Source organism: Neisseria bacilliformis (assembly GCF_014055025.1).
Taxonomy (GTDB): Bacteria; Pseudomonadota; Gammaproteobacteria; order Burkholderiales; family Neisseriaceae; genus Neisseria; species Neisseria bacilliformis.
The window spans coordinates 993,157-1,017,204 of record NZ_CP059571.1 but is presented as its reverse complement, the minus strand read 5'-3'; the positions used below and the strand labels follow the sequence as shown (position 1 = coordinate 1,017,204).

Below are 24,048 nucleotides of genomic sequence, written 5' to 3'. Positions count from 1 at the left end.
CACACCTACCCAACGGCAGAGGCCGTCTGAAAACGCAGCTTCGGCGCAGCCAAAAACGGCAACGGTTTTTCAGACGGCCTCTGCTATACTGCGCCTCCCGACAACGCAAAACAAAAGGAGAAACCCGTGTCCCGCGTCCTCCCTGCCCTGCCCTACCCGATTATCCAAGCCCCGATGGCCTTCGCCCACGACACCGCCCTGCCGCTGGCCGTGTGCCGCGCCGGCGGCCTCGGCTCGCTCGCCTGCGCCGCCTACGCCCCCGACGCGCTCGAAGCCGCCCTGCGCGACATGAACGCACAGGCGCAGGGGCGGCCTTACAACGCCAACTTCTTCGCCCACCGCACGCCGCAGGCGGACGAAACGCAGCGGCAGGCGTGGCACGATGCGCTGCGGCCGTTTTTCGACGAATTCGGTTTGAACGCAGACAACATCCCCGCCGGCAGCGGACGGCAACCGTTCGACGAAACCGCCCTGCATCTGGTGGAACGCTACCGCCCGAGCGTCGTCAGCTTCCATTTCGGCCTGCCCGACGATGCCGCGCTAGCGCGGGTAAAACAGACCGGCGCGGAAGTTTGGGCCAGCGCGACCACCGTGGCCGAAGCGCGTTATCTCGAAGCGCGCGGCGCGGACGCCGTTATCGCCCAAGGCTGGGAGGCGGGCGGCCACCGAGGCTGGTTTCTCACGCAGGACTGGAACAGCCAGAGCGGCATCTTCGCCCTGCTGGCGGCCATCACCCGCGCCGTGCGCCTGCCCGTGATTGCGGCGGGCGGCATCGCCGACGCGGCCGCCGTCCGCGCGGCCATGGCCTTGGGCGCGGCGGCGGTGCAGGTGGGCACGGCCTTCCTGCTGGCCGACGAAGCCCTCACCCGTCCCGCCCACCGCGCCGCGCTGCAAAGCGCGCAGCCCGAAGACACCGCCCTGACCAACCTGTTCAGCGGCGGCGCGGCACGCGGCATCACCAACCGCTTCATGCGCGAAACCCGCGCCATGCACCCCGCCGCCCTGCCCTTCCCGCTGGCCGGTGCCGCCGCCAACGCCCTGCGCGCCGCCGCCGAAGCGCAGGGCTCGTTCGACTTCACCCCGTTTTGGGCGGGACAAAACGCCGCCCGCTGCCGCCCCGGCAGCGCGGCGCAAATCGTCGCACGCCTGGCGGCGGGCTTGGCTTGAACGGCAAACAGGCCGTCTGAAAACGTATATCAGCCCGGACAACTCGCTATTTATTCGATATTTTGCCGGATTTTGCCGGGCTGAAGCCCAGCCTACATCTTTGTTTTTCAGACGGCCTGTTTCACATCTGACCCATGCCGAATCTGACGCAAGGTGTGTCGCCCAAAGGCGGCGCACACGGTCTTTGCCACACAACGCATCCGCGCGTTTTCCAAAACCCAAACCGCGTACGTGGCTTGCGCCGCACACCCTGCCTTAGCCGTAGGTCGGATACTTGTATCCGATATTCCGCACGACGGGATTTCCCCTGCGGGAAAACGTCGGATACAAGTATCCGACCTACAACCGCCCAACGGCAGAGGCCGTCCGAATGCTTTTTCAGACGGCCTTTCTTTCCGCGTACGCGGCTTATTTCGGCGTGTAACGCCCCGCCATGGCTTTATAGACCATGTTTTCGTATTTCAGGGTTTCGTAACGCTGGTTCAGCACGTTTTGCGCCGTGCCGTATTCGCTGTTCAGCGCGGAGATCCAGTCTTTAAGCTCGTTTTTGCCGTGTTGGTAGCGCACTTGGTAGTAGCGGCTGTTTTTGCGGTCGAGTGTGTAACGCTGCTCTTGGTTGGCAAGCTGGGCTTGGGCGTTTTGGTAGGCCAGATAATTGGTGTTGACTTCGTTGAGCGCGGTGGTGAGGGCTTTTTCAAACGAGAGGCGGGCGTTGTCGAAATTGGCCTGCGCGGTTTTATCGTTCCATTTCAAAGTGTTCCAGTTGAGAAACGGCAGGTTGACCGCCACCGTGCCGCCCAGCATGGGCACGTTGAACGCGCTTTTGGCTTGGTTGGACGAGGTGCTCAAAGTCGCGCCCAGTGTGATGCTCGGATACCAGCTTCGTTTTTGCGCGGTGAGCGATTGCAGGGAAGACTGCACGCGGTATTCGGCGGCGCGCAAATCGGGACGGTTGGCCAATACGGTGATGGGCACGTTCAAATCCACGCCTTTGACACCCGGCAGGCGGTAGGCGGCGGGATCGGCGGCGATGGTTTCGTTTGGTTTCAAATTCAGCAGGTTGCGCAGGGTTTGGATTTGCGCCTCGCGGCTGTTTTTCAGCGAAATCAGGCTGTTTTGCGCGGAAAGCAGCGATTGGCGCGCCTGCGTCGGCTCGCTGGAATCGGCGCGGCCGAGGCGGAATTTTGCGTCGGCAATGCGGGCGATTTCCTGATACTGCCTGACGGATTTTTCAGCCAGCGTCATGGCTTCGTTGAGGTAGGCGATGTTGAAATAAGCGTCGGCTACATTGTTCACCAGCGTGAGCCGCGTGTTGGCCATATCCTGCTGCGTGGCCTGATATTCCCACACCTGCGCGTCGGCGGTGGCACTGAGTTTGCGCCACAAATCCAGCTCGTAGCTCAAACCGAGCTGGCTGCCGTAGGTGCTGCCGCGATCGCCGGTTTTGAGGTTTTTCGAGGTGGAGGCGTTGAGTGCGCCGCTGAATTTGGGCACTAAGTCCGCGCCGAGAATATTGGCCTGATACAGGGCTTTGTTGACGCTGATGGCGGCCTGTTTCAGGTCGATATTATTGGCCAGAGCCTGCTCGGTCAGCGCGTTAAGCTGCGGGCTTTGGTAGATTTCCCACCAGTTCCCGTTTACGTCGTAACGCTCGGCGGCTTCGGCAGCAGACATCACTTTGCCCGTGGATTCAAGCGTGAGTGCCTGCTCGGTGCTGTGCACGGCGCAGCCGCTCAATACAGCGGCAAGGATGAGGACGGAGGTCGTCTGAAAGAGGGGTTTGGTTTGCATGATGTAATTCCGTTTAAGTTTCAGACGGCCTTTTGATATTCAAACCCAAAAGGCCGTCTGAAAAAGTTTAATCCTGCGCCAGTGCGTCGATCGGGTTGAGTTTGGAGGCGCGGTTGGCGGGCATAAAGCCGAAGGCCACGCCGATGGCGGTGGAGCAGACCACTGCGCCGACGATGGAAAGCGTGGAGAAGGTCATCGGGAAGTCGGTTACAAACTGGTTGAACAACACACCAATAGCCAGCGAAATGCCCACGCCGATGAGGCCGCCGATGAGGCAGATGAGCACGGCTTCAATCAGAAACTGCTGCAAGATGTTGCTGCGCCTTGCGCCGATGGCCATGCGCACGCCGATTTCTTTGGTGCGCTCGGTTACGGACACGAGCATGATGTTCATCACGCCGATACCGCCGACCACCAGCGAAATCACGGCGATGCTGGAAATCAAAAGCGTCATCGTGCCGGTGGTTTTTTCCACCATCTGCTTGATGCTGTCGCTGTTGTTCATGAAGAAGTCCTCCGTGCCGTGCCGCGCTTTCAAAAGCTCGGTCAGGCTTTTTTCGGCCACTTGGCTGCTCACGTCGTCTTTGATTTTCACGGTAATCGAGCTGGCGTAGGTTTCGCCGGTAATCTGGTGCATCACGGTGGTGTAGGGCGACCACACCATCAGCGAGTCGGAGCTGCCGAAGTTGTTTTCTTCTTTTTGCAGCACGCCGATCACGGTGAGCGGGCGTTTTTTGAACAGGATGGTTTTGCCCAGCGGGTCAACGCCGTCGCCGAAGAGTTTGGTTTTGACGTTGTCGTCCACCACAGCCACTTGCGCGTCCTGTTTGATGTCGTCTTCGTCAAACAGCCGACCCGAGGCGAGTTTGAGGCCGCGCACGTCGAAATACTGGTCGCCCACGCCGTAGAGCATGGCGGTGAGGTCGGTGTTGCGGTAGGTGAGTGTGCCGCTCGATGAAGTTTGCGGGGTTACGGAGGCCACGTAGCCTTGTTTGGCGATGGCCTGTGCGTCGGCAATCGTGAGTGTTTTGATTCGGCCACTGCGCCGGTCGCCGAAGCCGCGACCGGGGAAAATGCTCACGGTGTTCGTGCCCATCGAATTGATGTCTTCCAAAATTTTCTGCTGCGAGCCGTTGCCCAAGGCCACCACAGACACCACCGAGGCGATGCCGATGATGATGCCGAGCATGGTGAGCAGCGAGCGCATTTTGTGCGCGGTAATCGCCTGCACCGACATTTTGAAGGCTTCCATAAACTGGTCGTAATAAAACGACCACGAGGCGTTTTCTTTCACGCGCTCAACGCTGCTGGGCGGGATGTCGGGGTTTTTCACGGTGTCGGAAATGATTTCGCCGTCGCGGATTTCGATCACGCGGTTGGCGTTGGCGGCGATACCGGGGTCGTGCGTTACCATAATGACGGTGTGCCCGTCTTCGTGCAGCTTGTGGATGATTTCCATCACGTTTTTGCCGCTGGCGGTGTCGAGCGCGCCGGTGGGTTCGTCGGCGAAGATGATTTCGCCGCCGTTCATCAGGGCGCGGGCGATGGACACGCGCTGCTGCTGGCCGCCGGAGAGTTCGTTGGGTTTGTTGTTTTCTTTGCTTTGCAAACCCAAATCGTGCAGCAGTTTTTCGGCGCGTTCGGAACGCTCTTTGTGCGCCGCGCCCATATACACGGCGGGCAGGGCGACGTTATCGCGGGCGGTCAGCGAGCCCAAGAGGTTGTAACGCTGGAAGATAAAGCCGAAGCGTTCGCGCCGCAGCCCCGCCAATTCGTCGGGATTCATTTTCGAGGTTTCGATGCCGTCGATCTGATACGAACCCGATGTGGCGGTGTCGAGGCAGCCCAAGATGTTCATCAGCGTGGATTTGCCCGAGCCGGACTGGCCGATGATGGCGACAAAATCGCCTTTTTCGATGGAAAGGCTCACGTTTTTCAAAACATGAACGCGGTTTTCGCCGCTGCCGAAATAGCGGTTGATGTTTTTACATTCGATTAAGCTCATGGTGTTTCCTGATAAAGCATGGTTTGAGAGATTCAAGGCCGTCTGAAAGGCTTTCAGACGACCTTTTCACGCTTTATCGCGGCGGGCCCATCATGGCGCGTTCGCTGTTTTGCGCCTGCTCGGCCGCGCTGATTTCGGAAAGAATCACCTGCTCGCCCTCGCTCACGCCGCTTTTGATTTCGGTGCGCGTGCCGTCTTTGAGGCCGACGCTCACTTCTTTCTGCACGGCGTTGCCGTCTTTGCCCAACACGCGCACATAAGATTTGCCGCCCTGTTTTTTCACGGCCATCGTCGGCACGGTCAATACGTTTTTCACGCCGCTGATTTCGATGGTGTTCTGCGTGGTCATGCCGATGGAGAGTTTGCCGTCTTCGTTGGGCACAAGTGCGCGGGCGTAGTAGTAAATCGCGCTGGAAGTGGTGTCGGTGCTGCTGGTGTAGCTGCCCAGCGACATGGTGGTCAGGCCGGGATCGACGCTTTCGAGTTTGGCTTTAATCGGGTTGTCCGGCTCGGACAAAATGGTAAACGAAATGTCCTGCCCCGCTTTGACTTTGGTGATGTCGCCCTCGGCAATCTGCATTTTGTTGAGCATGGTTTGCAGATTGGCAAGCTGGATGATGGTGGGGGTGGACTGCGCCGCGTTCACGGTTTGGCCTTCTTCCACCGGCACGGCGACGACTGTGCCGTCCATCGGCGCGGTAATGCGCGTGTAGCCCAAATCTGATTCGGCGGTGTTGATGGAGATTTTGGTCTGATTGATCGAGGCTTTGAGTTCGGCCACCGTGGCTTTGGCGGCGGCCAGCGTGTCTTGCGCGCTTTCGAGGTTTTCTTTGGATGTGGCCTCTTCTTTCCACAGCGCGGCTTCGCGTTTGTATTTTTTCTCGGCGGTGTTCAGGGCAATCTGCGCCGAAACCAGCTTGGCCTGATAGGTTTCCAGCTTGGATTTTTCCGTATTCAGCACATTGGTCTGCGTGGTCGAATTGATTTCCGCCACCAAGTCGCCCTTTTTAATTTGCTGCCCCAGCGTTACGTACAGCTTTTTAATCTGCCCCGAAGCCTGCGCGCCTACCGTTACCAGATTCGACGGCGAAATCTCGCCCGTGGCCGACACGGTTTGGCTGATGTCGCCGCGCGTTACCGGCTCGGTCAAATACTTCACTTCGTTTTTGGGTTTGAAAAACAACCATGCCGCCCAAGCGGCGGCAACCAGCACAAGCAGCAGAATGATCCATTTGACGGCTTTTTTCATCGTCCGATTCTTTCTTCCAAAGTCATAAAACGTGCGCGGGATGCGCAAAATGGCGGCGAGTGTACTGTAAAGACAGGGCTGCCGCCAAGTTTGCCGATCATAGATAAAACAGTATAACAATATGATTAAAAATAAATTTTACATTTATTGATTTACACGAAAACAGGCGTTTTTACACAATGGGGCAACAGCTAGCAATCTACATAAGGCAAAAAAGTCCGCTTTGACAAACGCATGACATGAAAAATCAGCTATAATCGTCAACGTACATTTCACAATAACCTGCAATCGCCCCACTCTGACTTACATATTATGATGCGATTCACATTACAACTAAGGGAATATCATGAAAACAGGTAATCAACACGGTTTTACGCTGATTGAATTAATGATGACCATTATGGTCATTGCTATTCTTGCTGCCATAGCCTATCCTTCATACGATGAATTTATCCGTAGATCGCGTTTAGAAAACGTACGTGGTGATTTATTAGAAAATGCCCGGCGTTTGGAATCTTTTTATGCAAGAAACCGTACCTTTAATGGCTTTAATGAATTGAAGAATGATAATAAATATTTTGATATTTTTTTCGTTTATAATCCATTAGATAGCACATTGGGTAATCATCTTGTTGGAACCAGCAATGCAGCTGCAGACCCGGATGTTGGTCATTATTTACTCACCGCCAAAGCCAAGGCATCTACAAACGGCAAAGAAACTCGGTTTATGCAACTTAACGATGATGGCATCACGACAATTTGCACTGGCCAGGCAACCACACAAGCACCCGTCTTAATTCCTGATACAGGCACACCTCCTAAAGAATGTGAAATGTACTAACTGGTACTGAGTTAAAATAGCAATAGATAGAATTAAAAAACGGGGATAAATATGAAGCAGCGTTTTCTTCATAAGGGATTCACCCTGACTGAACTGATGATAACCATCGCGGTGCTGGCCATCTTGGCTGCCATCGCTTTCCCCTCCTATCAGAAACACGTCAGAGACACCCGCCTGAGACAGGCATCCGCCGCTCTCCTTGATAACGCCCATGCTCTCGAACAATTCTATGCGCAGCACCGCAGCTTCAAAACAAATTCGACCACATGGGCGAATTTGTCCGTCCCCAAAACCGACCATTTCTGCATGAGGATGCAGGGCGATGCGCGCGGCGCGTTGGACGACAGCTTTACCGTCAAAGCCGTAGCCTTCGACCAAAAAAACGAGCCGCGCGTGCTGCGCATCAACCAAGACATGATTCTGACTGTCTGCGAAAGCACCGCGTCCTCCTGTGGGGAAACCGCACCGTATTTTTCCAACGCCAACGGCACGGATAAAAACTGCACGGTTTACGAATAAACAGCCCTTATCCGCCTGCGGATCAGGACTGTTTGCTTTGCCCAAGCCGCACCGACCGTTTTTTCAGACGGCCTGGCATCCTTTATATAGATATAGCGGACAACACAAAAAAGCAGGCACGTCCCCGACAACACAAATGCGGCCGGTAAGGAGCGTATGCCGCCCAAGCAGCGCACACATTCCCTGCCGTTCAGACCGTCTGAAAACCGCATGCGCTGCCGTGGAACGACACCCCGGCTGCCGTGCAAACAGCAGAATGGCTGCTTCCCATTCTGTCTCACCATACCCATCACCCGCCACCCAGGCCGTCTGAAAACCGTCGGGCGCAACGCCCCGCCGATTCCGCTATAATCCGCGCCTTTCCTTGCCTGCATGCAGATTATGTCCGTTTCCCCCGCCCCCCTTCTGCAAACCTCGTCCGTTTTTCCCGACAGCATCGGCGATTTTCTGACCGGCTTGTTCGCGCCGTCGGAATTCACCTCGCACCTGCTCGAAAGCAGCATCAAACAGCCTTCCGGCTGGGTGGAGCTGGCCATCGCGCTGGCTCTGGCGGCGGCGGCATGGTGGTTTTCCGAATGGCTGCTCAAACGCTGTGCCGACGGCTCTTCCAACAAAAACAAACTATTGCTGCACATCGGCAGGCGGATTTTGTGGCCGGTAATGATGTGGATTGCCTCCGCCGTGGTGCTGGCCGTATGGAATCTGTCGGGCTACCGCTCGGTATGGCTGCGGCTCTTGCTGTTGGCGGCGAACTGGATGGTGGCCATCCGCATCGTTATGGCGGTGCTGCATGCCGCCCTGCCCGACAAGCCGTGGAGCGACCGCTTGGAGCGCAGCCTGTCGGCGGTGCTGTGGGCGGCGTTTGTGCTGTGGGTGTCCGGCATCGACGACATCATCATCAAATGGATGAAATCACTGGTATTTTCCGTCGGCTCGGCCAAACTCAGCCTGTGGACGGTGAGCACCGGCGTCGTCTGGGTCGGCATCATCCTCATCTTCGCCATGTGGCTGGCGCAGTTCGCGCAAAAGCGCATCATGGCCGGCACGCGGCTGGATTTGAGCCTGCGCATCATGCTCTCCAACATCGTCCGCGTCGTCCTCATCATCCTGTCCGTGCTTATCGCCCTGCCGCTGGTGGGCATCGACCTGACCGTATTGTCGGTGTTCGGCGGCGCACTCGGCGTCGGCATCGGTTTCGGCTTGCAGAAAATCGCCAGCAACTACATCTCCGGCTTTCTGATACTCGGCGACCGCTCCATCCGCCCGGGCGACCGCCTCACGGTAAACGGCTTCACCGGCTACGTAACCAAAATCACCTCCCGCTTCGTCGTGCTGCGCAGCAGCGCGGGCACGGAAGCCCTGATACCGAACGAAACCTTCATCACCAACATGGTGGTCAACGAATCCTACACCGCCAAAGCCCTGCACCAAACCATCGACATCCAGGTTTCCTACGATTCCGACATCCTGCGGGCGATGGAAATCATGACCGAGGCCGCATCCAAGCAAAGCCGCATCGACACCACCGACGCCAACCGCCCCAAATCCTACCTGCTCGACTTTGCCGCCGACGGCATCAACCTGCGGCTGGGCTTTTGGGTGAAAGACCCGGAAAACGGCTTTCTCGGCCTGTTTTCCGCCATCCGCCTCGAAATCTGGCAGCGGTTCAACGAAGAACACATCTCCTTCCCCTACCCGCAGCGCGAAGTGCGCATCCTCAACGAACCCGCCGCCCCGCCGCCCGACACCGCCGCCCTGTCCGAAGCCGTGCGCAAAGCCCGCGCCGACACCCGTTCGGGCGAGCCTGCGGGGGAAAGCTGACATGCCGTCTGAAAACAGCCCGCAGCCCAAACCGCCCAAACGCCCCGTATCCGCACTGGTCGTACTGCACGACGGCGCGGGCAACGCCCTGTTGCTCGAACGCGCCGACAAAGCCGGCTACTGGCAGTCGGTTACCGGCAGCCTCGAAGCGGGCGAAACCCCCGCGCAGGCCGCCCTGCGCGAAACGGCGGAAGAAACCGGCATCGCCCTCCCCCCCGCCGCCCTGCGCGACTGGCATTACAGCACCGTTTACGAAATCTACCCCCACTGGCGGCACCGCTACGCCGCAGGCGTTACCCGCAACACCGAACACCTCTTCTCCGCCGTCATCCCCCGCAACGCCCCCGTCCGCCTGAGCGAACACACCGCCCACATCTGGCTGCCGCTGGCGCAGGCGGCGGAAAAAGTCTTTTCCCCCTCCAACCGCGACGCCCTGCTGAAACTGGCCGCCGAAACCGTTTGAAACCGCCTACACGGGGATGACGTTTCTGAAAACGCGTTTTCCCCGTCGAAACCCGTTTTTCAGACAGCCTTTCGCCTGTGTACCCTGCACAGCAAAAACCGCATGCATGGCTGAGCCGCACGCCCTACGGCAGATTCGGCATAGGTTGATTTTAACTTCGTTGAAGCTGCGTTTTCAGACGGCCTCTGCCCTTAGATAGGATGTGTGGCGCAGCCACGCACGCGGTTTGGTTTTGGCAAAACGCGCGGATGCGTTATGCGGCAGGGAACGCGTGCGTCGCCTCGGGGCAACACACCCTACGTCAGGTTCGGCATGGGTGGGACGGCCTGCACTGCAAAGAACGCGTGCACCGCTTGGGCGGCACACTCTGACAACAGCAGAATAGATATTCCCCGCAATAACCAAGAGGCCGTCTGAAAGTGCGGTTTCAACCAACAAAGTTAAAAAACGTCTCCCCGCCGAAACCCGCTTTTCAGAAACGTCATCCCCGCGTTTATGCTCCGAAGGAGTACTGGCGTGAGCGGCCTCCCCGTTTGCCAGACAAAATCCAATCATTATGAAGTGAAAGATATTTCATCCAGCCCGCCGTGCGCAGCGGTTAGAATAAAGGCCGTCTGAAAGCACGGTTTCAACAAAGTTAAAACACAGCACACGGTTTGTGCCGCGCCCGAACCACGTTTTCAGACGGCCTCTTCCCCAACGCACACGGCAGACCCATGACCTCCTTCCTCGACAAATCCCGCACCGTCGCCCCCGCCGGTTTCAACCGCTGGCTGGTGCCGCCCGCCGCGCTGGCCGTCCACCTCTCCATCGGCCAGATTTACGCCTATTCCGTCTTCAACGCCCCGCTCACCAAAATTCTCGGCATCACCGCCCCCGCCCCCGGCGACTGGTCGCTGGCCACCGTCGGCTGGGTGTTCAGCATCGCGCTGGCCGTGCTGGGCGCGTCGGCCGCCCTGTTCGGCACCTGGATGGAGCGCGTCGGACCGCGCAAAGCCATGTTTGCCGCCGCCGTCTGCTTCGGGCTGGGCTTTCTCGTCGCCGCCCTCGGCGTGTACCGCCACAACCTGTGGCTGCTGTATCTGGGCAACGGCGTGCTCGGCGGCATCGGCCTCGGCCTGGGCTACATCGGCCCCGTTTCCACGCTGATGAAATGGTTTCCCGACAAACCCGGCATGGCCACCGGCCTGGCGATTATGGGCTTCGGCGGCGGCGCAATGCTGGCCTCGCCGCTCTCCGTCGCCCTGATGGACTTCTTCAAAAGCCCCGCATCGGCCGGCGTGGCGGAAACCTTCCTTGTGCTCGGCGTGTTTTATTTCCTCTTTATGATGTTCGGCGTGTTCACCATCCGCGTGCCCGCGCCCGACTGGAAACCCGCCGGCTTCACCCCCAAACCGGCCGGCAAACTGGTGAGCGCGAACCACGTTACCGCCGCGCAGGCGGTGAAAACGCCGCAGTTTTACCTGCTCTTTTGGATACTCTGCCTCAACGTAACCGCCGGCATCGGCGTGCTCGGCCAGGCTTCGGTGATGATACAGGAGCTGTTTTCCGCGCAGTCCGTCGGCGGGGGCACGGCCGTGGGCGCGGCGGCGGCGGCCGGCTTCGTCGGCCTGTTGAGTCTGTTCAACATGGGCGGACGCTTCGTCTGGTCGAGCATCTCCGACCGCCTCGGGCGCAAAACCACCTACAACATCTTCTTCATCCTCGGCGCGCTGCTCTACTTCGCCATCCCCGCGCTGGGCGGGAGCGGCAGCAAAACCCTGTTCATCATCGGCTTCTGCCTCATCATCTCCATGTACGGTGGCGGCTTCGCGGCCATGCCCGTCTACATCAAAGACCTGTTCGGCACACTGGAAGTGGGCGCCATCCACGGCCGCATCCTCTTGGCCTGGTCCACCGCCGCCGTGCTCGGCCCCGTGCTGGTGAACTACATCCGCCAAGGCCAAATCGACAGCGGCGTGCCGCCCGCGCAGGCATACGGCATCACCATGTACATCATGGCCGGTCTGCTGCTTATCGGCCTTGTCTGCAACCTGCTGGTGCGGCCGGTGAGCGAAAAACACCACGCCGGCGAAAGCCGCCGCATCCCGCACCAAGTGCCCGCAGAAAGCGCGTTTGAAGAAGCCGCCCAAGCGGCGGACGAAATCGCCCACAGCGGCGCGGGCGTAAAACTGCGCTGGCTGATTGTCTGCGTCCCCCTCGCCTACGGCATCATCATGACCGCCGTGAAAGTAGCCGGACTGTTCGGGTAAACCCGCCGCAAGGGCAGAAGGCCGCCCCGCCTACGCGGGGATGACGTTTCTGAAAAAACAAAATCCGCCCGTGCCGAATCCGTCGGATAACGGCGGAAGACACACAGCAAGAGGCCGTCTGAAAATCCGTTTTACGGTTTTCAGACGGCCTCTGTTGTTTGCAGGGCAAGCCCTACTCTTTGCGCCGGTACGGCAGGCGGATGTCCACGCGGTAGATGCCGATGTCGTCGAGCGCGGACAGTTCGAGCGTGGCGTCTTTGTCATACATGATTTCCAGCCGCTCTTTGAGGTTTTTCAAGGCCATGGAGTTGCTGCGGTGCACTTTCTGCGTGTTTTCCATGTTTTCGTGCGGGGTGTAGGGGTTTTCGATGCGGATGTAGAGCCAGTGCCCCTGCAAGGCGGTTTTGACGACGATGTTGCCGGGGCGGTGGGTGGTTTCGACGCCGTGGAAAACGGCGTTTTCCAGCAGCGGCTGCAACATGAGCTGCGGGGTTTCGGCGTCGTCGGGGGCTTCGTGCAGCCAGTCCACCTGCACGCGGTTGTGCCCCATGCGGATTTGTTCGATGGCGATGTATTCCTGCGCCCATTCGATTTCCTGCCCCAGCGTGCTGTACTGCGTGCCTTCGCGCAGTTGGGCGCGGAACAGGTTGGCGAGGTTTTCCAGCAGGGTTTCGGCATCGTAGGGGCGCAGGCGGATGAGGCTGATGGCGGCGTTGAGGCTGTTGAACAGGAAATGCGGGCGGATGCGGGCGGTGAGCGCGGTGAGGCGCGCTTCGGACACGGCGGGCGAGAGGGCGCGCAGGCGGTTGGCTTCGACATACATCAGAAACAGCAGCCCCAGCGTGTAGAGCAGCAGGTGGCGCAAAAATCCGTCGCGCGTGCCCAAGACGACGAAATCGGTGATGAACAGCTGGATGAGGCAGGAGGCGGCGTTGATGGCCGCGCCCTGCGGATGGTGCACGAGATGGCGGTCGGTGAAATAGCCGATGATGCCGTTGAGCGCGACCACCGGCACAATCCATTTGGCCTCCGCCAAAAGGCGGGTGAGGTAAGGCGCGCCGCTTTCGGAAACCAGCGGCAGCAGAAAAACGGATGCCGCCGCAAACGACAGGATGCGCACCGCCGTGCCGAGATTGCGCATGTCGGGAACCGCGAAATACGCGTTTATTTGACGTATAATACCCATTTTTTATGATTGCTTAACAAAACCTGCGGATTATATGAATAGCACGAAGACATGGTCGGGAAGATTCAACGAACCCGTATCGGAACTGGTCAAAAAATACACCGGCTCGATTGATTTCGACAAACGGCTGGCGCAATGGGACATCCAAGGCTCGCTGGCGCACGCGCAGATGCTGTGTCAAGCGGGCGTGTTGTCCGGGGAAGACTTGGCCGCAATCGAACGCGGCATGGCGGAAATTTTGGCGGAAATCGAAGCAGGCCGCCTGCAATGGTTGCTCGACTTGGAAGACGTACACATGAACATCGAACGCCGCCTCACCGACAAAATCAGCGACGCGGGCAAGCGTCTGCACACCGGCCGCAGCCGCAACGACCAAGTGGCTACCGACATCCGCCTGTGGCTGCGCGACCAGATCAGCATCATCCAAACCCTGATTCAAAGCCTGCAAACCGCCCTGCTCGATTTGGCCGAGCAACACGCCGAAACCGTGATGCCCGGTTTCACCCATTTGCAGGTGGCTCAGCCCGTGAGCTTCGGCCACCATATGCTTGCCTATGTCGAAATGCTCGGCCGCGACTACGAGCGCATGGCCGACTGCCGCCGCCGCGTCAACCGTATGCCTTTGGGCGCGGCCGCGCTGGCTGGCACCACCTACCCCGTCCGCCGCGAAGTTACCGCCGAACTGTTGGGTTTTGAACAAATCTGCCAAAACTCGCTCGATGCCGTGTCCGACCGCGATTTTGCCGTCGAATTTACCGCCGCCGCCTCGCTGGTGATGATTCACTTGAGCCGCCTCTCCGAAGAGCTGATTTTGTGGATGAGCCCGCGCTTCGGTTTTATCGACATTGCCGACCGCTTCTGCACCGGCTCGTCCATCATGCCGCAGAAAAAAAATCCCGACGTGCCCGAGCTGGTGCGCGGCAAATCCGGCCGCGTGATCGGCCATCTGATCGGCCTGATTACCCTGATGAAATCGCAGCCGCTGGCCTACAACAAAGACAATCAGGAAGACAAAGAACCGCTGTTCGACACCGCCGACACGCTGATCGACACGCTGCGGATCTACGCCGACATGATGCGCGGCGTGAGCGTGAAACCCGAAAACATGCGCGCCGCCGTCATGCAGGGTTTCGCCACCGCTACCGACCTGGCCGACTATCTGGTCAAAAAAGGCATGCCCTTCCGCGACAGCCACGAAGTCGTCGCCCGCGCCGTGCGCCATGCCGACGAAGCGGGCGTGGATTTGAGCCAACTGCCGCTGGCAGTGTTACAGGGATTCAGCGGCCTGATTTCAGACGACGTTTACCAAGTGCTCACCCCCGAAGGCAGCCTCAACGCCCGCAACCACCTGGGCGGCACCGCCCCCGAGCAGGTGCGTTTCCAAATCGCCCGCTGGCGCAGGCTGCTGGCAGACGCACAGGCCGTCTGAAAACATTGCGAAAATAGCGGTTGCCTGCCGCAGGCGTTGCCCGTATAATGCGCGGCTTCACGGAAAGGTGGATGAGTGGTTGAAGTCGCACGCCTGGAAAGCGTGTATACGTGAATAGCGTATCGAGGGTTCGAATCCCTTCCTTTCCGCCACGATTTTTTGGCAAAGACAAGCCGTTGCGGCTTGTCTTTTCTTCATAAAAGATTTGCCCTCGCGGCAAAAAACTTTCTTTTTTTCTTACAAAACACGGCAAATCCCCCCGCACCCTTTTTTTTCAGACGGCCTCCAAAGAGCCGCCATTCCTTCAAAACAAACCGTCCTGTCCTATGCACGTCTCCGAACTACAAACCCAGCACATCTCCAAACTGCTCGCCCAAGCCGAAGAACTCGGCATCGAAAACGCCAACCGCCTGCGCAAACAAGACCTTGTCTTCGCCATCGTCCGCCAGCTGATGATGCAGGGCGAAGACTTCAACTGCTCCGGCACGCTCGAGATCCTGCCCGACGGCTTCGGCTTTCTGCGCAGCGCGGACACCTCCTACCTCGCCGGCCCCGACGACATCTACGTCTCCCCCAACCAAATCCGCCGCTTCAACCTGCACACCGGCGACACCATCGAAGGCACGGTGCGCGTGCCGAAAAACGACGAACGCTATTTCGCGCTGGTCTACCTCAACAGCATCAACGGCGACGACCCCGAAGTGTGCCGCCACAAAATCCTGTTTGAAAACCTCACCCCGCTGTTTCCCACCAAACAGTTCAAGCTCGAACGCGACATCAAGGCCGAAGAAAACCTCACCTCCCGCGCCATCGATCTGGTTTCCCCCATCGGGCGCGGCCAGCGCGCGCTTCTGGTTGCCCCGCCGAAAACCGGCAAAACCGTGATGCTGCAAAACATCGCCCACGCGATTACCGCCAACTATCCCGATGTCGAACTGATTGTCTTGTTAATCGACGAACGCCCCGAAGAAGTAACCGAAATGAGCCGCTCCGTGCGCGGCGAAGTGGTGTCGTCCACCTTCGACGAACCCGCCACGCGCCATGTGCAGGTGGCCGAAATGGTGATCGAAAAAGCCAAGCGCATGGTGGAACACAAAAAAGACGTGGTCATCCTGCTTGACTCGATTACCCGCCTCGCCCGCGCCTACAACACCGTCGTCCCCACCTCGGGCAAAATCCTCACCGGCGGCGTGGACGCCCACGCCCTGCACCGCCCCAAACGCTTCTTCGGTGCGGCGCGCAACGTGGAAGAAGGCGGCTCGCTCACCATCATCGCCACCGCCCTCGTGGAAACCGGCAGCCGCATGGACGACGTGATTTACGAAGAATTCAAAGGCACGGGCAATATGGAACTGCACCTCGACCGCCGCATGGCCGAAAAACGCCTGTTCCCAGCCATCAACATCAACAAATCCGGCACCCGCCGCGAAGAGCTGCTCGTGCCCAACGACCAGCTCCAACGCATGTGGCTCCTGCGCAAATTCCTGCACCCGATGGACGAAATCGAAGCCACCGAATTTCTGGTCGGCAAGCTCAAAGACTCCAAAAACAACGACGATTTCTTCGAGCTGATGCGCGGCAAATAACCTCAGGGCGTGTTCGCCGGACAAATTCCAGGGTCTGTTGACAATCAACAGACCCTAAGGCCGTCTGAAAAGCTGAAAAACGCTTTTTCAGACGGCCTCCCCTTTATTTGCAAACGCACACGACATGCCATTCATCAGCACCCACGACACCACCTTCGCCCTGCAAGAAAGCGAAACCCTGCTCGAAGGCTTGGAGCGCACCGGCCACGAAATCGAATACCAGTGCCGCAGCGGCTACTGCGGCTCGTGCCGCGTCAAAATCCTCTCCGGCCGCGTGTCATACGACGACTTCCCGCTCGCCTTCGTCGCCCCCGGCGAAATCCTCGCCTGCTGCTGCCGCGTCAGCGAAAACATCCGCATCGACTGCCGCAAACGCACCGAAGAACCCGACCTCTTCGCCCCCAGCCTGTTCGACGAAGACAGCTGATTTGCCTTTGCCGCCGAAGACCGCTATAATGCCGCGTTTTTCAACCTTGTCTGCCGCACCGCATGGCGGCAGACTGCCTTTAAACCGTAAGGAGATAACATGCGTCATTACGAGATCGTGTTTATCGTTCATCCCGATCAGAGCGAGCAGGTGCCCGCCATGGTTGAACGCTACAAAGCACTGGTAACCGAGAACAACGGCGTCATCCACCGCCTCGAAGACTGGGGTCGCCGCCAGCTCGCCTACCCCATCAACAAAATCCACAAAGCGCACTACGTTTTGATGAACATCGAAACTACCCCCGCCGTTATCGAAGAGCTGGAAACCGGCTTCCGCTTCAACGACGCCGTACTGCGCCATCTGACCATCCAGACCAAACACGCGGTAACCGAGGCTTCCCCGATGATGAAGGAAGAAAAATCGAAAAACCTGCTGAACCCGCAGCAGCAGGAAGCCGCCGAAGCGTAATTGGACAACTCCTTCGTCCTCACTGCCCGCATCGCCAAATGCAGCCCAGTGCGCTACACCCCTGCCGGCATTCCCGTCCTCGACCTCGTGCTGCAACACGAATCGCAGCAGCGTGAAAACGGCAGAGACTGTACGGCCAAACTGGAAATAACGGCGAAAATCGTCGGCGCAGACGCCTTGGCATGGCAGCATCGGGAAAACACCCTCGTACAGGCGGGCGGATTCCTTTCCGCCAGAAGCAGACGCAGCGGCATCCCGATACTCCGCATCCAGAACATTCAAGAATATAAAGGTTAAAACGACATGGCTCGTCAAACATTCAAACGCAGAAAATTCTGCCGTTTCACCGCTGAAAAAATCCAGGAAGTGGATTACAAACAAGTTGATTTGCTGAAAGACTTCATCACCGAAAACGGCAAAATCATCCCCGCCCGCATCACCGGTACCAAAGCGCACTACCAACGCCAGCTTGCCGTTGCCGTAAAACGCGCGCGCTTTCTGGCACTCTTGCCCTACACCGACCAACACAAATAATTTTGGAGCGTAAATCATGCAAATTATTCTGTTAGAAAAAATCGGCGGCTTGGGCAGCCTGGGCGACATCGTAACCGTGAAAAACGGCTACGCCCGCAACTACCTCATCCCCCAAGGCAAAGCCAAACGCGCCACCGAAGCCAACAAAGCCGAATTTGAAGCCCGCCGCGCCGAGCTGGAAGCCCGTCAGGCCGAAATCCTTGCCGATGCCCAGGCGCGCAAAGAAAAACTCGACGGCCAAACCGTCACCGTCGCACAGAAAGCCGGCGTGGACGGCCGCCTGTTCGGTTCGGTAACCAACGCCGACATCGCCGCCGCCATCGTGGCCGCCGGCATCGAAGCAGCCAAAGCTAACGTCCGCCTGCCCGAAGGCCCGTTCAAAGCCGTCGGCGAATACGAAGTGGAAGTTGCCCTGCACACCGACGCGGTCGCCAAAATCACCGTTGCCGTAGTTGCGGCAACCGAATAACTGCCCGCCTGTAAAAAAAAACCGCCTTTTAAAGGCGGTTTTTTACATTCTGCCTGTATCCAACCGGCAGACACAAAGTCAGGTCCCTATATCTTGGCTTTCAGACGGCCTAGGGTCTGTTAACATTCAGCTTGCGAGTGGTTTTTTGAGTAAAAAATACCCAAATATAAGGAAAAAAGCGCAGCAAGGTGGACACCTGCGGGCATTTTTGACGCGGCAGGCGGTGTTTTTGCCAAAAACACCGCCGCAAGGCTGGTTGTCAACAGACCCTGCGCCGCCCAAAGGCGACACGCGCATTCCCTGCCATTCAACAGGCCGTCTGAAAATCAGTATACGGTTTTTTGGCTGCTCCGAAGCCGCGTTTTCAGACGGCCTGCCGTTTTCCCAACACCCAAACAACCGCCCGCCTGCCAAAACCACGTGCGTCGCCTTTGGGCGACACACCCTACCTGACGAGGCCGTCTGAAAATCCGCAATACGGTTTTTTGGCTGCTCCGAAACCGCGTTTTCAGACGGCCTGTTTCCCATCCTACCCAAGCCGAAACCGATGTAGGATTCGCGGTCTCTGCCGCATCACGGATTCCGTCCCGCTCACGCGCAGCCCGCCGAAACCGCATGCATGGCTTGCTCCTTACTTTATCTGAACGGCAGAGGCCGTCTGAAAATGGTTTTTCAGACGGCCTCAAACCTTCCCGCCCCACTCTTTATGCGTTTTTCTTCCAAGATTAGGCGCAATGGTTCTTTGTTTCCCGCCGCGCCGCCTTTCTATAATCGCGCCATTGTTTACAGGATACATGCCATGAACCATTTTCCCCTTTTTGCCGATTTGCGCGGCCGGCCTGTTTTGTTGGTGGGCGGCGGCGCGGTGGCGACGCGTAAGGCCGAGAACCTGCTCAAAGCCGGTGCGCGTGTGCGCGTGGCGGCGGGAGAATTGGGCGGCGCGATGGCGGCGTTTTACGAGGCGGGCAGGCTGGAATGGGCGGCGCGGGAGTTTGACGACGCGCTGCTCGATGGCGTGTTTTTCGTGGTCGCCGCCACCGACGATGCCGCGCTCAACCGGCGTGTGTTTGCCGCCGCCGAGGCGCGGCAGAAGCTGGCGAACACGGTGGATAACGCGGCTTTGTGCAGTTTTGTGTTCCCCTCGATGATCGATCGGGGCGACATTCAGATTGCGGTGTCCAGCGGCGGCAAAGCCCCCGTGCTGGCGCGGCTGGTGCGCGAGAAGCTCGAAGCCGCGCTGCCGCAGGGTTTGGGCGTGATGGCGAAGCTGGCCGGACGCTGGCGCGGCCGTGTGAAAGGCCGTCTGAACAGCATCACGCAACGCCGCCGCTTTTGGGAAAAACTGTTTGCCGACGCGCAGTTTCAAAGCCTGTGCGAAAACGGCCGCAGCGACGAAGCCGAAACGCTGCTGGCGCGCACGCTCGACGCGGGCATTACGCGGCGCGGCAGCGTGGCTCTGGTGGGCGCGGGGCCGGGCGACGCGGGGCTGCTCACGCTCAAAGGTTTGCAGAAAATCCAAGCCGCCGATGTGGTTTTGTATGACGCGCTGGTTTCAGACGACGTGTTGGAACTGGTGCGCCGCGATGCCGAAAAAATCTTTGTCGGCAAACGCGCGGGTGGCAAAAGGGTGGAGCAGGAAGACACCAACACGCTTTTGCTTCGGCTCGCGCAGGAGGGCAGGCGGGTGGTGCGGCTCAAAGGCGGCGACCCGTTTGTGTTCGGGCGCGGCGGCGAGGAATTGGAAACGCTTGCGGCGGCGGGCATACCGTTTGAAGTCGTCCCCGGCATTACCGCCGCTTTGGGCGCAACCGCCTACGCGGGCATTCCGCTCACGCACCGCGATTACGCGCAGTCGGCGATGTTTGTAACCGGCCATGTGAAGCCCGACGGCAAAGCCTTGAATTGGCAGACGCTCGCGCAGGGGCGGCAGACGCTGGTGGTGTATATGGGCGCGATCCGCGCCGCCGAGCTGACGGCCGAGCTGCTCAAACACGGCCGCAGCGGCGACACGCCCGCCGCCGTGATCAGCCTCGGCACGCAGCAGAGCCAGCAGGTGCGCGTGGGCACGCTGCAAACCCTGCCCGCGCTGGCCGAAGCGGCCGAATCGCCCGCGCTGATTGTGATAGGAGAAACCGTTGCCTTACGCCGAAAACTCGACTGGTTCGGCAAAAACGCCGAACGCAAACCGCTCATCTTCCGACAGGAACGTTTTTATGCTGCGCCCGCAACTGTGGACGATACCCGCGCCGCCGCCGTCGGTGTATGACGCGCTCTCCGCAAAAACCGACCGCCTGCGCCGCCGCCTGCACGAGGCCGCCGCCGCGCACCAACGCGTGAAACTCGCCAGCAGTCTGGCGGTGGAGGATATGGTGATCACCCACCTCATCGCCGCCGAAAAACTGCCGATTGCCGTGTTTACGCTGCAAACAGGCCGTCTGAACGCCGAAACGCTCGCGCTGATCGACGAAGTGGCACAGCGTTACCCCGATTTGGATTTTTGCTGCTACACGCCGCTTTCAGACGACGTGGCCGCCTATGTGGCGCAACACGGCGAAAACGCCTTTTACGAAAGCGTGGCCTTGCGCCGCGAGTGCTGCCGCATCCGTAAAATCGAACCGCTCAACCGCGCCCTTGCCGACGCGGACGCATGGCTTACCGGCCAGCGGCGCGAACAGTCGGTAACGCGCTCGACGCTGCCGTTTGCCGAAACCGACACCGCACGCGGCATCGCCAAATACAACCCGATTTTCGACTGGACGGAACACGACGTGTGGGCGTTTGTGTTGCAAAACGGCATTCCCTACAACGGCTTATACCGCCAAGGCTACCCCAGCATAGGCTGCGAACCCTGCACCATGCCCGTGAAAGCGGGGCAGGACATCCGCGCGGGGCGGTGGTGGTGGGAAAGCCGCGACAGCAAAGAATGCGGTTTGCACAAGTGAGGCGAAACGTCGTCTGAAACAGATTTGCAGGTCGGATACTTGTATCCGACACGCCAACCGCAACCACACAATTCCCCCTGCGGGGAAACGTCGGATTCGAGAATCCGACCTACGAAATTGAAAACAACCGCGCGTAGGGTGTGGCTCTGCCACGCACGCGGTTTCCGAATCCATGCAACCGCGTGCGTGCCTGCGGGCACACACCCTACAACGGCAAAATGTCGTTTGAAACCCCAAACCACTCCAAAGAAAGCCCAAGCATGAGCCTGCAAAACAACCATCTCGACTGGCTGGAAGCCGAGTCGGTGTACATCATCCGCGAAGTGATCGCCAACGCCCAAAACCCCGCGCTGCTGTTTTCCGGCGGCAAAGATTCCGTGGTGCTGCTCGCGCTGGCGGTGAAAGCCTTCCAAATCCAAGGCCGCGCCCTGAAACTGCCGTTCAAACTGCTGCACGTCGATACCGGCCACAACTACCCCGAAGTGATCCGTTTCCGCGACGAAACCGTATCGCGCACCGGCGTGGAGCTGGTGGTGGGCAGCGTGGAAGAATCGATTAAAAAAGGCACGGTCGTCTTGCGCCGCGACACCGATTCGCGCAACGCCGCGCAGGCGGTAACGCTGGTGGAAGCCATCGAAGAAAACGGCTTCGACGCGCTGATGGGCGGCGCGCGGCGCGACGAAGAAAAAGCCCGCGCCAAAGAGCGGATTTTTTCCTTCCGCGACGAATTCGGCCAGTGGGATCCGAAAAACCAACGCCCCGAGCTTTGGGACATCTACAACACACGGCTGTTTGCCGGCGAAAACATGCGCGTGTTCCCGATTTCCAACTGGACGGAACTGGACATCTGGCAATACATCGAACGCGAAAACCTCGCCCTGCCGCCGATTTACTACGCCCACGAGCGCGAAGTGGTGGAACGAAACGGCCTGCTCGTGCCGGTAACGCCGCTCACGCCCAAGCGCGAAGGCGAAGTGTCGCAATTGCGCAGCGTGCGTTTTCGCACCGTGGGCGACATTTCCTGCACCTGCCCCGTGGCCAGCACCGCCGCCACCGCCGCCGACATCGTGGCCGAAACCGCCGCCGCCACCGTGTCCGAGCGCAGTGCCACCCGCATGGACGACCGCGTTTCCGAAGCGGCGATGGAAGAGCGCAAAAAGCAGGGGTATTTTTAAAAGGCCGTTTGAAACATTCATGTAGGGTGGGTTTCGACCCACCGTTTCGACCCGTCAGCCGACATGGTGGGTCAAGACCCACCCTACAACGAACGAACGCCCCAAACACCAAACACAAAGGAAACCACCATGACCGCACCCGTACTCCGCTTTATCACCGCCGGCAGCGTTGACGACGGCAAATCCACCCTCATCGGACGTCTGCTTTATGACAGCAAAGCCCTGCTCTCCGACCACGCCGCCAAACTCGAAGCCGCCGCGCAAAACGGCCAAACCCCCGACTTCGCCGCGCTCACCGACGGCCTTGCCGCCGAGCGCGAGCAGGGCATCACCATCGACGTGGCCTACCGCTACTTCGCCACCGCCCGCCGCAAATTCATCATCGCCGACACCCCGGGGCACGAACAATACACCCGCAACATGGTTACAGGCGCGTCCACCGCCGATGCCGCCGTCGTCCTGATTGACGCGACCCGCGTAACGCTTTCAGACGGCCTTGCCAATCTGCTGCCCCAAACCAAACGCCACAGTGCCATCCTCAAACTCTTGGGCACACCGCACATCATCGCCGCCGTCAACAAACTCGACCTGCTCGGTTTCGACGAAAACGTTTACCAAAAAATCGCCGCCGCCTACCGCACCCTTGCCGCCCAGCTCGGCATCACCGCGCAAATCCACTTCATCCCCATCAGCGCATTGGGCGGCGACAACATCGTCAGCCGCAGCGCAAACACCCCGTGGTATCAGGGCGAAGCACTGTTGCCGCTGTTGGAAAACCTGCCCGCACGCGAAAGCAGCAGCGCAAACTTCCCCGCACACTTCCCCGTGCAGCGTGTATTGCGCCAAGACGGCAGCAGCAGCGACGACTTTCGCGGCTATCAAGGCCGGCTCGAAGCAGGCCGTCTGAACACCGGCGGCGAAGTGAAAATCCTGCCCTCGGGCAAAACCGCCCGCATCGCCCAAATCCACAGCCTGAACGGCCAAACCGACACCGCCCGCGCAGGCGACGTGCTCACCATCACGCTCGACACCGACATCGACATCTCGCGCGGCGACACCATCGTCTCCGCAAGCAGCCCAACCGCGCCGCAGCAAAAAATCGAAGCCGCCCTGTGCTGGTTTGACGACGCGCCGCTCAACCCCGCCCGCCGCTACCTGCTCAAACACACCACCCGCACCGTACCCGCCAAAATCAAAGCCGTGCGCCATGTGTGGGACGTGAACACCCTGCGTGCAGGACAGGCCGACACGCTGAACATCAACGACATCGGCCTCGTCGAAATCGCCCTGCAACAGCCCATCGCCGCCACCGCCTACGCCGAAAACCCCGCCACAGGCGCGTTCATCCTTATCGACGAAGCCACCAACCACACCGCCGCCGCCGGCATGATCCGCGCCGCAAACGCAGAGGCCGACGGGTTTGTGATTTGAAAACATCGGCTTGAAAGGCAAAAAGGCCGTCTGAAAAGCCGCAATACGGTTTTCAGACGGCCTCTGCCGTTCAGGTAGGGTGTGTCGCCCGAGGCGGCGCACGCGGTTTTTTGGGGAGTGCAGCCCGTAGGTCGGGCATTCATGCCCGACATTTTGTCAGCCCCCCCGATCAGTCGGGCATAAATGCCCGACCTACGGTTTCAGCCATAGCAAGTAGCTTGAGTCCCAACCCGACATATTTGCCGTTTGCCCGAAAATGTCGGATAAAGACCCACCCTACACCTGCTTCGATA

General features: G+C 59.2%; 21 protein-coding genes and 1 tRNA gene. 18 read left to right on the top strand and 4 right to left on the bottom strand.

Going from position 1 to position 24,048, the window contains the following annotated elements; all coding sequences use genetic code 11:
* Window positions 1–126 precede the first annotated feature (126 nt).
* The gene (locus tag H3L91_RS05150; protein ID WP_007342509.1) at window positions 127–1,167 is read left to right on the top strand and encodes an NAD(P)H-dependent flavin oxidoreductase; all 1,041 of its coding nucleotides are present in this window, start codon (window positions 127–129) and stop codon (window positions 1,165–1,167) included.
* Between the two features lie 408 nt (window positions 1,168–1,575).
* Here the strand turns inward: H3L91_RS05150 and H3L91_RS05145 are convergent, their stop codons facing one another.
* From H3L91_RS05145 to H3L91_RS05135, 3 genes are all read right to left on the bottom strand, one after another.
* Window positions 1,576–2,958: a TolC family protein gene (locus H3L91_RS05145; protein WP_007342508.1), complete on the bottom strand. Its 1,383-nt coding sequence runs from the start codon at window positions 2,956–2,958 to the stop codon at window positions 1,576–1,578.
* Window positions 2,959–3,025: 67 nt separating this feature from the next.
* Window positions 3,026–4,963 carry a MacB family efflux pump subunit gene (locus H3L91_RS05140; protein WP_007342507.1) on the bottom strand — a complete coding sequence of 646 codons (1,938 nt, stop codon included), beginning with the start codon at window positions 4,961–4,963 and terminating at the stop codon, window positions 3,026–3,028.
* Window positions 4,964–5,036: 73 nt separating this feature from the next.
* Window positions 5,037–6,212 (bottom strand): efflux RND transporter periplasmic adaptor subunit, encoded by a 1,176-nt coding sequence (locus H3L91_RS05135; protein WP_007342506.1) that lies wholly within the window; start codon window positions 6,210–6,212, stop codon window positions 5,037–5,039.
* Between the two features lie 346 nt (window positions 6,213–6,558).
* Between H3L91_RS05135 and H3L91_RS05130 the strand changes: the two genes are divergently transcribed.
* From H3L91_RS05130 to H3L91_RS05110, 5 genes are all read left to right on the top strand, one after another.
* Entirely contained in the window at window positions 6,559–7,053 is a 495-nt protein-coding gene (locus H3L91_RS05130) for a type IV pilin protein (RefSeq protein ID WP_007342505.1), read from the top strand.
* 51 nt (window positions 7,054–7,104) lie between these two features.
* On the top strand, window positions 7,105–7,572 hold the full coding sequence (locus tag H3L91_RS05125) for a type IV pilin protein (RefSeq protein ID WP_007342504.1): 468 nt from the start codon (window positions 7,105–7,107) through the stop codon (window positions 7,570–7,572).
* Between the two features lie 381 nt (window positions 7,573–7,953).
* Window positions 7,954–9,393, top strand: a complete 1,440-nt coding sequence (locus tag H3L91_RS05120) for a mechanosensitive ion channel family protein (protein ID WP_154647194.1) — start codon at window positions 7,954–7,956, stop codon at window positions 9,391–9,393.
* 1 nt (window position 9,394) lies between these two features.
* Window positions 9,395–9,856 (top strand): dihydroneopterin triphosphate diphosphatase, encoded by a 462-nt coding sequence (nudB, locus tag H3L91_RS05115; protein ID WP_007342500.1) that lies wholly within the window; start codon window positions 9,395–9,397, stop codon window positions 9,854–9,856.
* Between the two features lie 716 nt (window positions 9,857–10,572).
* Entirely contained in the window at window positions 10,573–12,108 is a 1,536-nt protein-coding gene (locus H3L91_RS05110; RefSeq protein ID WP_007342497.1) for an L-lactate MFS transporter, read from the top strand.
* A gap of 172 nt (window positions 12,109–12,280) precedes the next feature.
* Here the strand turns inward: H3L91_RS05110 and H3L91_RS05105 are convergent, their stop codons facing one another.
* Window positions 12,281–13,294, bottom strand: a complete 1,014-nt coding sequence (locus H3L91_RS05105; protein WP_007342495.1) for a sensor histidine kinase — start codon at window positions 13,292–13,294, stop codon at window positions 12,281–12,283.
* A gap of 34 nt (window positions 13,295–13,328) precedes the next feature.
* Between H3L91_RS05105 and argH the strand changes: the two genes are divergently transcribed.
* The 12 genes from argH (at window position 13,329) to H3L91_RS05045 (ending at window position 23,755) form a co-directional block, all read left to right on the top strand.
* The gene (gene argH / locus H3L91_RS05100; RefSeq protein ID WP_007342494.1) at window positions 13,329–14,723 is read left to right on the top strand and encodes an argininosuccinate lyase; all 1,395 of its coding nucleotides are present in this window, start codon (window positions 13,329–13,331) and stop codon (window positions 14,721–14,723) included.
* A gap of 61 nt (window positions 14,724–14,784) precedes the next feature.
* Window positions 14,785–14,875, top strand: a tRNA-Ser gene (locus H3L91_RS05095).
* 174 nt (window positions 14,876–15,049) lie between these two features.
* Window positions 15,050–16,309: a transcription termination factor Rho gene (gene rho, locus H3L91_RS05090; protein ID WP_007342493.1), complete on the top strand. Its 1,260-nt coding sequence runs from the start codon at window positions 15,050–15,052 to the stop codon at window positions 16,307–16,309.
* Window positions 16,310–16,433: 124 nt separating this feature from the next.
* The gene (gene yfaE / locus H3L91_RS05085; protein WP_007342492.1) at window positions 16,434–16,736 is read left to right on the top strand and encodes a class I ribonucleotide reductase maintenance protein YfaE; all 303 of its coding nucleotides are present in this window, start codon (window positions 16,434–16,436) and stop codon (window positions 16,734–16,736) included.
* Between the two features lie 99 nt (window positions 16,737–16,835).
* Window positions 16,836–17,204: a 30S ribosomal protein S6 gene (gene rpsF, locus H3L91_RS05080; RefSeq protein WP_007342491.1), complete on the top strand. Its 369-nt coding sequence runs from the start codon at window positions 16,836–16,838 to the stop codon at window positions 17,202–17,204.
* Complete coding sequence (priB, locus tag H3L91_RS05075) at window positions 17,205–17,501, top strand: primosomal replication protein N (protein WP_007342490.1); 297 nt, start codon at window positions 17,205–17,207, stop codon at window positions 17,499–17,501. It abuts the gene before it with no gap.
* Between the two features lie 6 nt (window positions 17,502–17,507).
* Complete coding sequence (gene rpsR / locus H3L91_RS05070; protein WP_002641495.1) at window positions 17,508–17,738, top strand: 30S ribosomal protein S18; 231 nt, start codon at window positions 17,508–17,510, stop codon at window positions 17,736–17,738.
* A gap of 16 nt (window positions 17,739–17,754) precedes the next feature.
* Window positions 17,755–18,207, top strand: coding sequence for a 50S ribosomal protein L9 (rplI, locus tag H3L91_RS05065; RefSeq protein WP_007342489.1), 453 nt, complete (start codon window positions 17,755–17,757; stop codon window positions 18,205–18,207).
* 799 nt (window positions 18,208–19,006) lie between these two features.
* A complete protein-coding gene (cysG, locus tag H3L91_RS05060) occupies window positions 19,007–20,473 on the top strand; it encodes a siroheme synthase CysG (protein WP_081458580.1) in 1,467 nt (488 codons plus the stop codon).
* Window positions 20,421–21,149, top strand: coding sequence for a phosphoadenylyl-sulfate reductase (locus tag H3L91_RS05055; protein WP_007342484.1), 729 nt, complete (start codon window positions 20,421–20,423; stop codon window positions 21,147–21,149). Before cysG ends, H3L91_RS05055 begins: the two co-directional genes overlap by 53 nt.
* Before the next feature lie 260 nt (window positions 21,150–21,409).
* Entirely contained in the window at window positions 21,410–22,324 is a 915-nt protein-coding gene (gene cysD, locus H3L91_RS05050; protein ID WP_040658830.1) for a sulfate adenylyltransferase subunit CysD, read from the top strand.
* Window positions 22,325–22,453: 129 nt separating this feature from the next.
* Window positions 22,454–23,755, top strand: coding sequence for a sulfate adenylyltransferase subunit 1 (locus H3L91_RS05045; RefSeq protein WP_040658828.1), 1,302 nt, complete (start codon window positions 22,454–22,456; stop codon window positions 23,753–23,755).
* Window positions 23,756–24,048 lie beyond the last annotated feature (293 nt).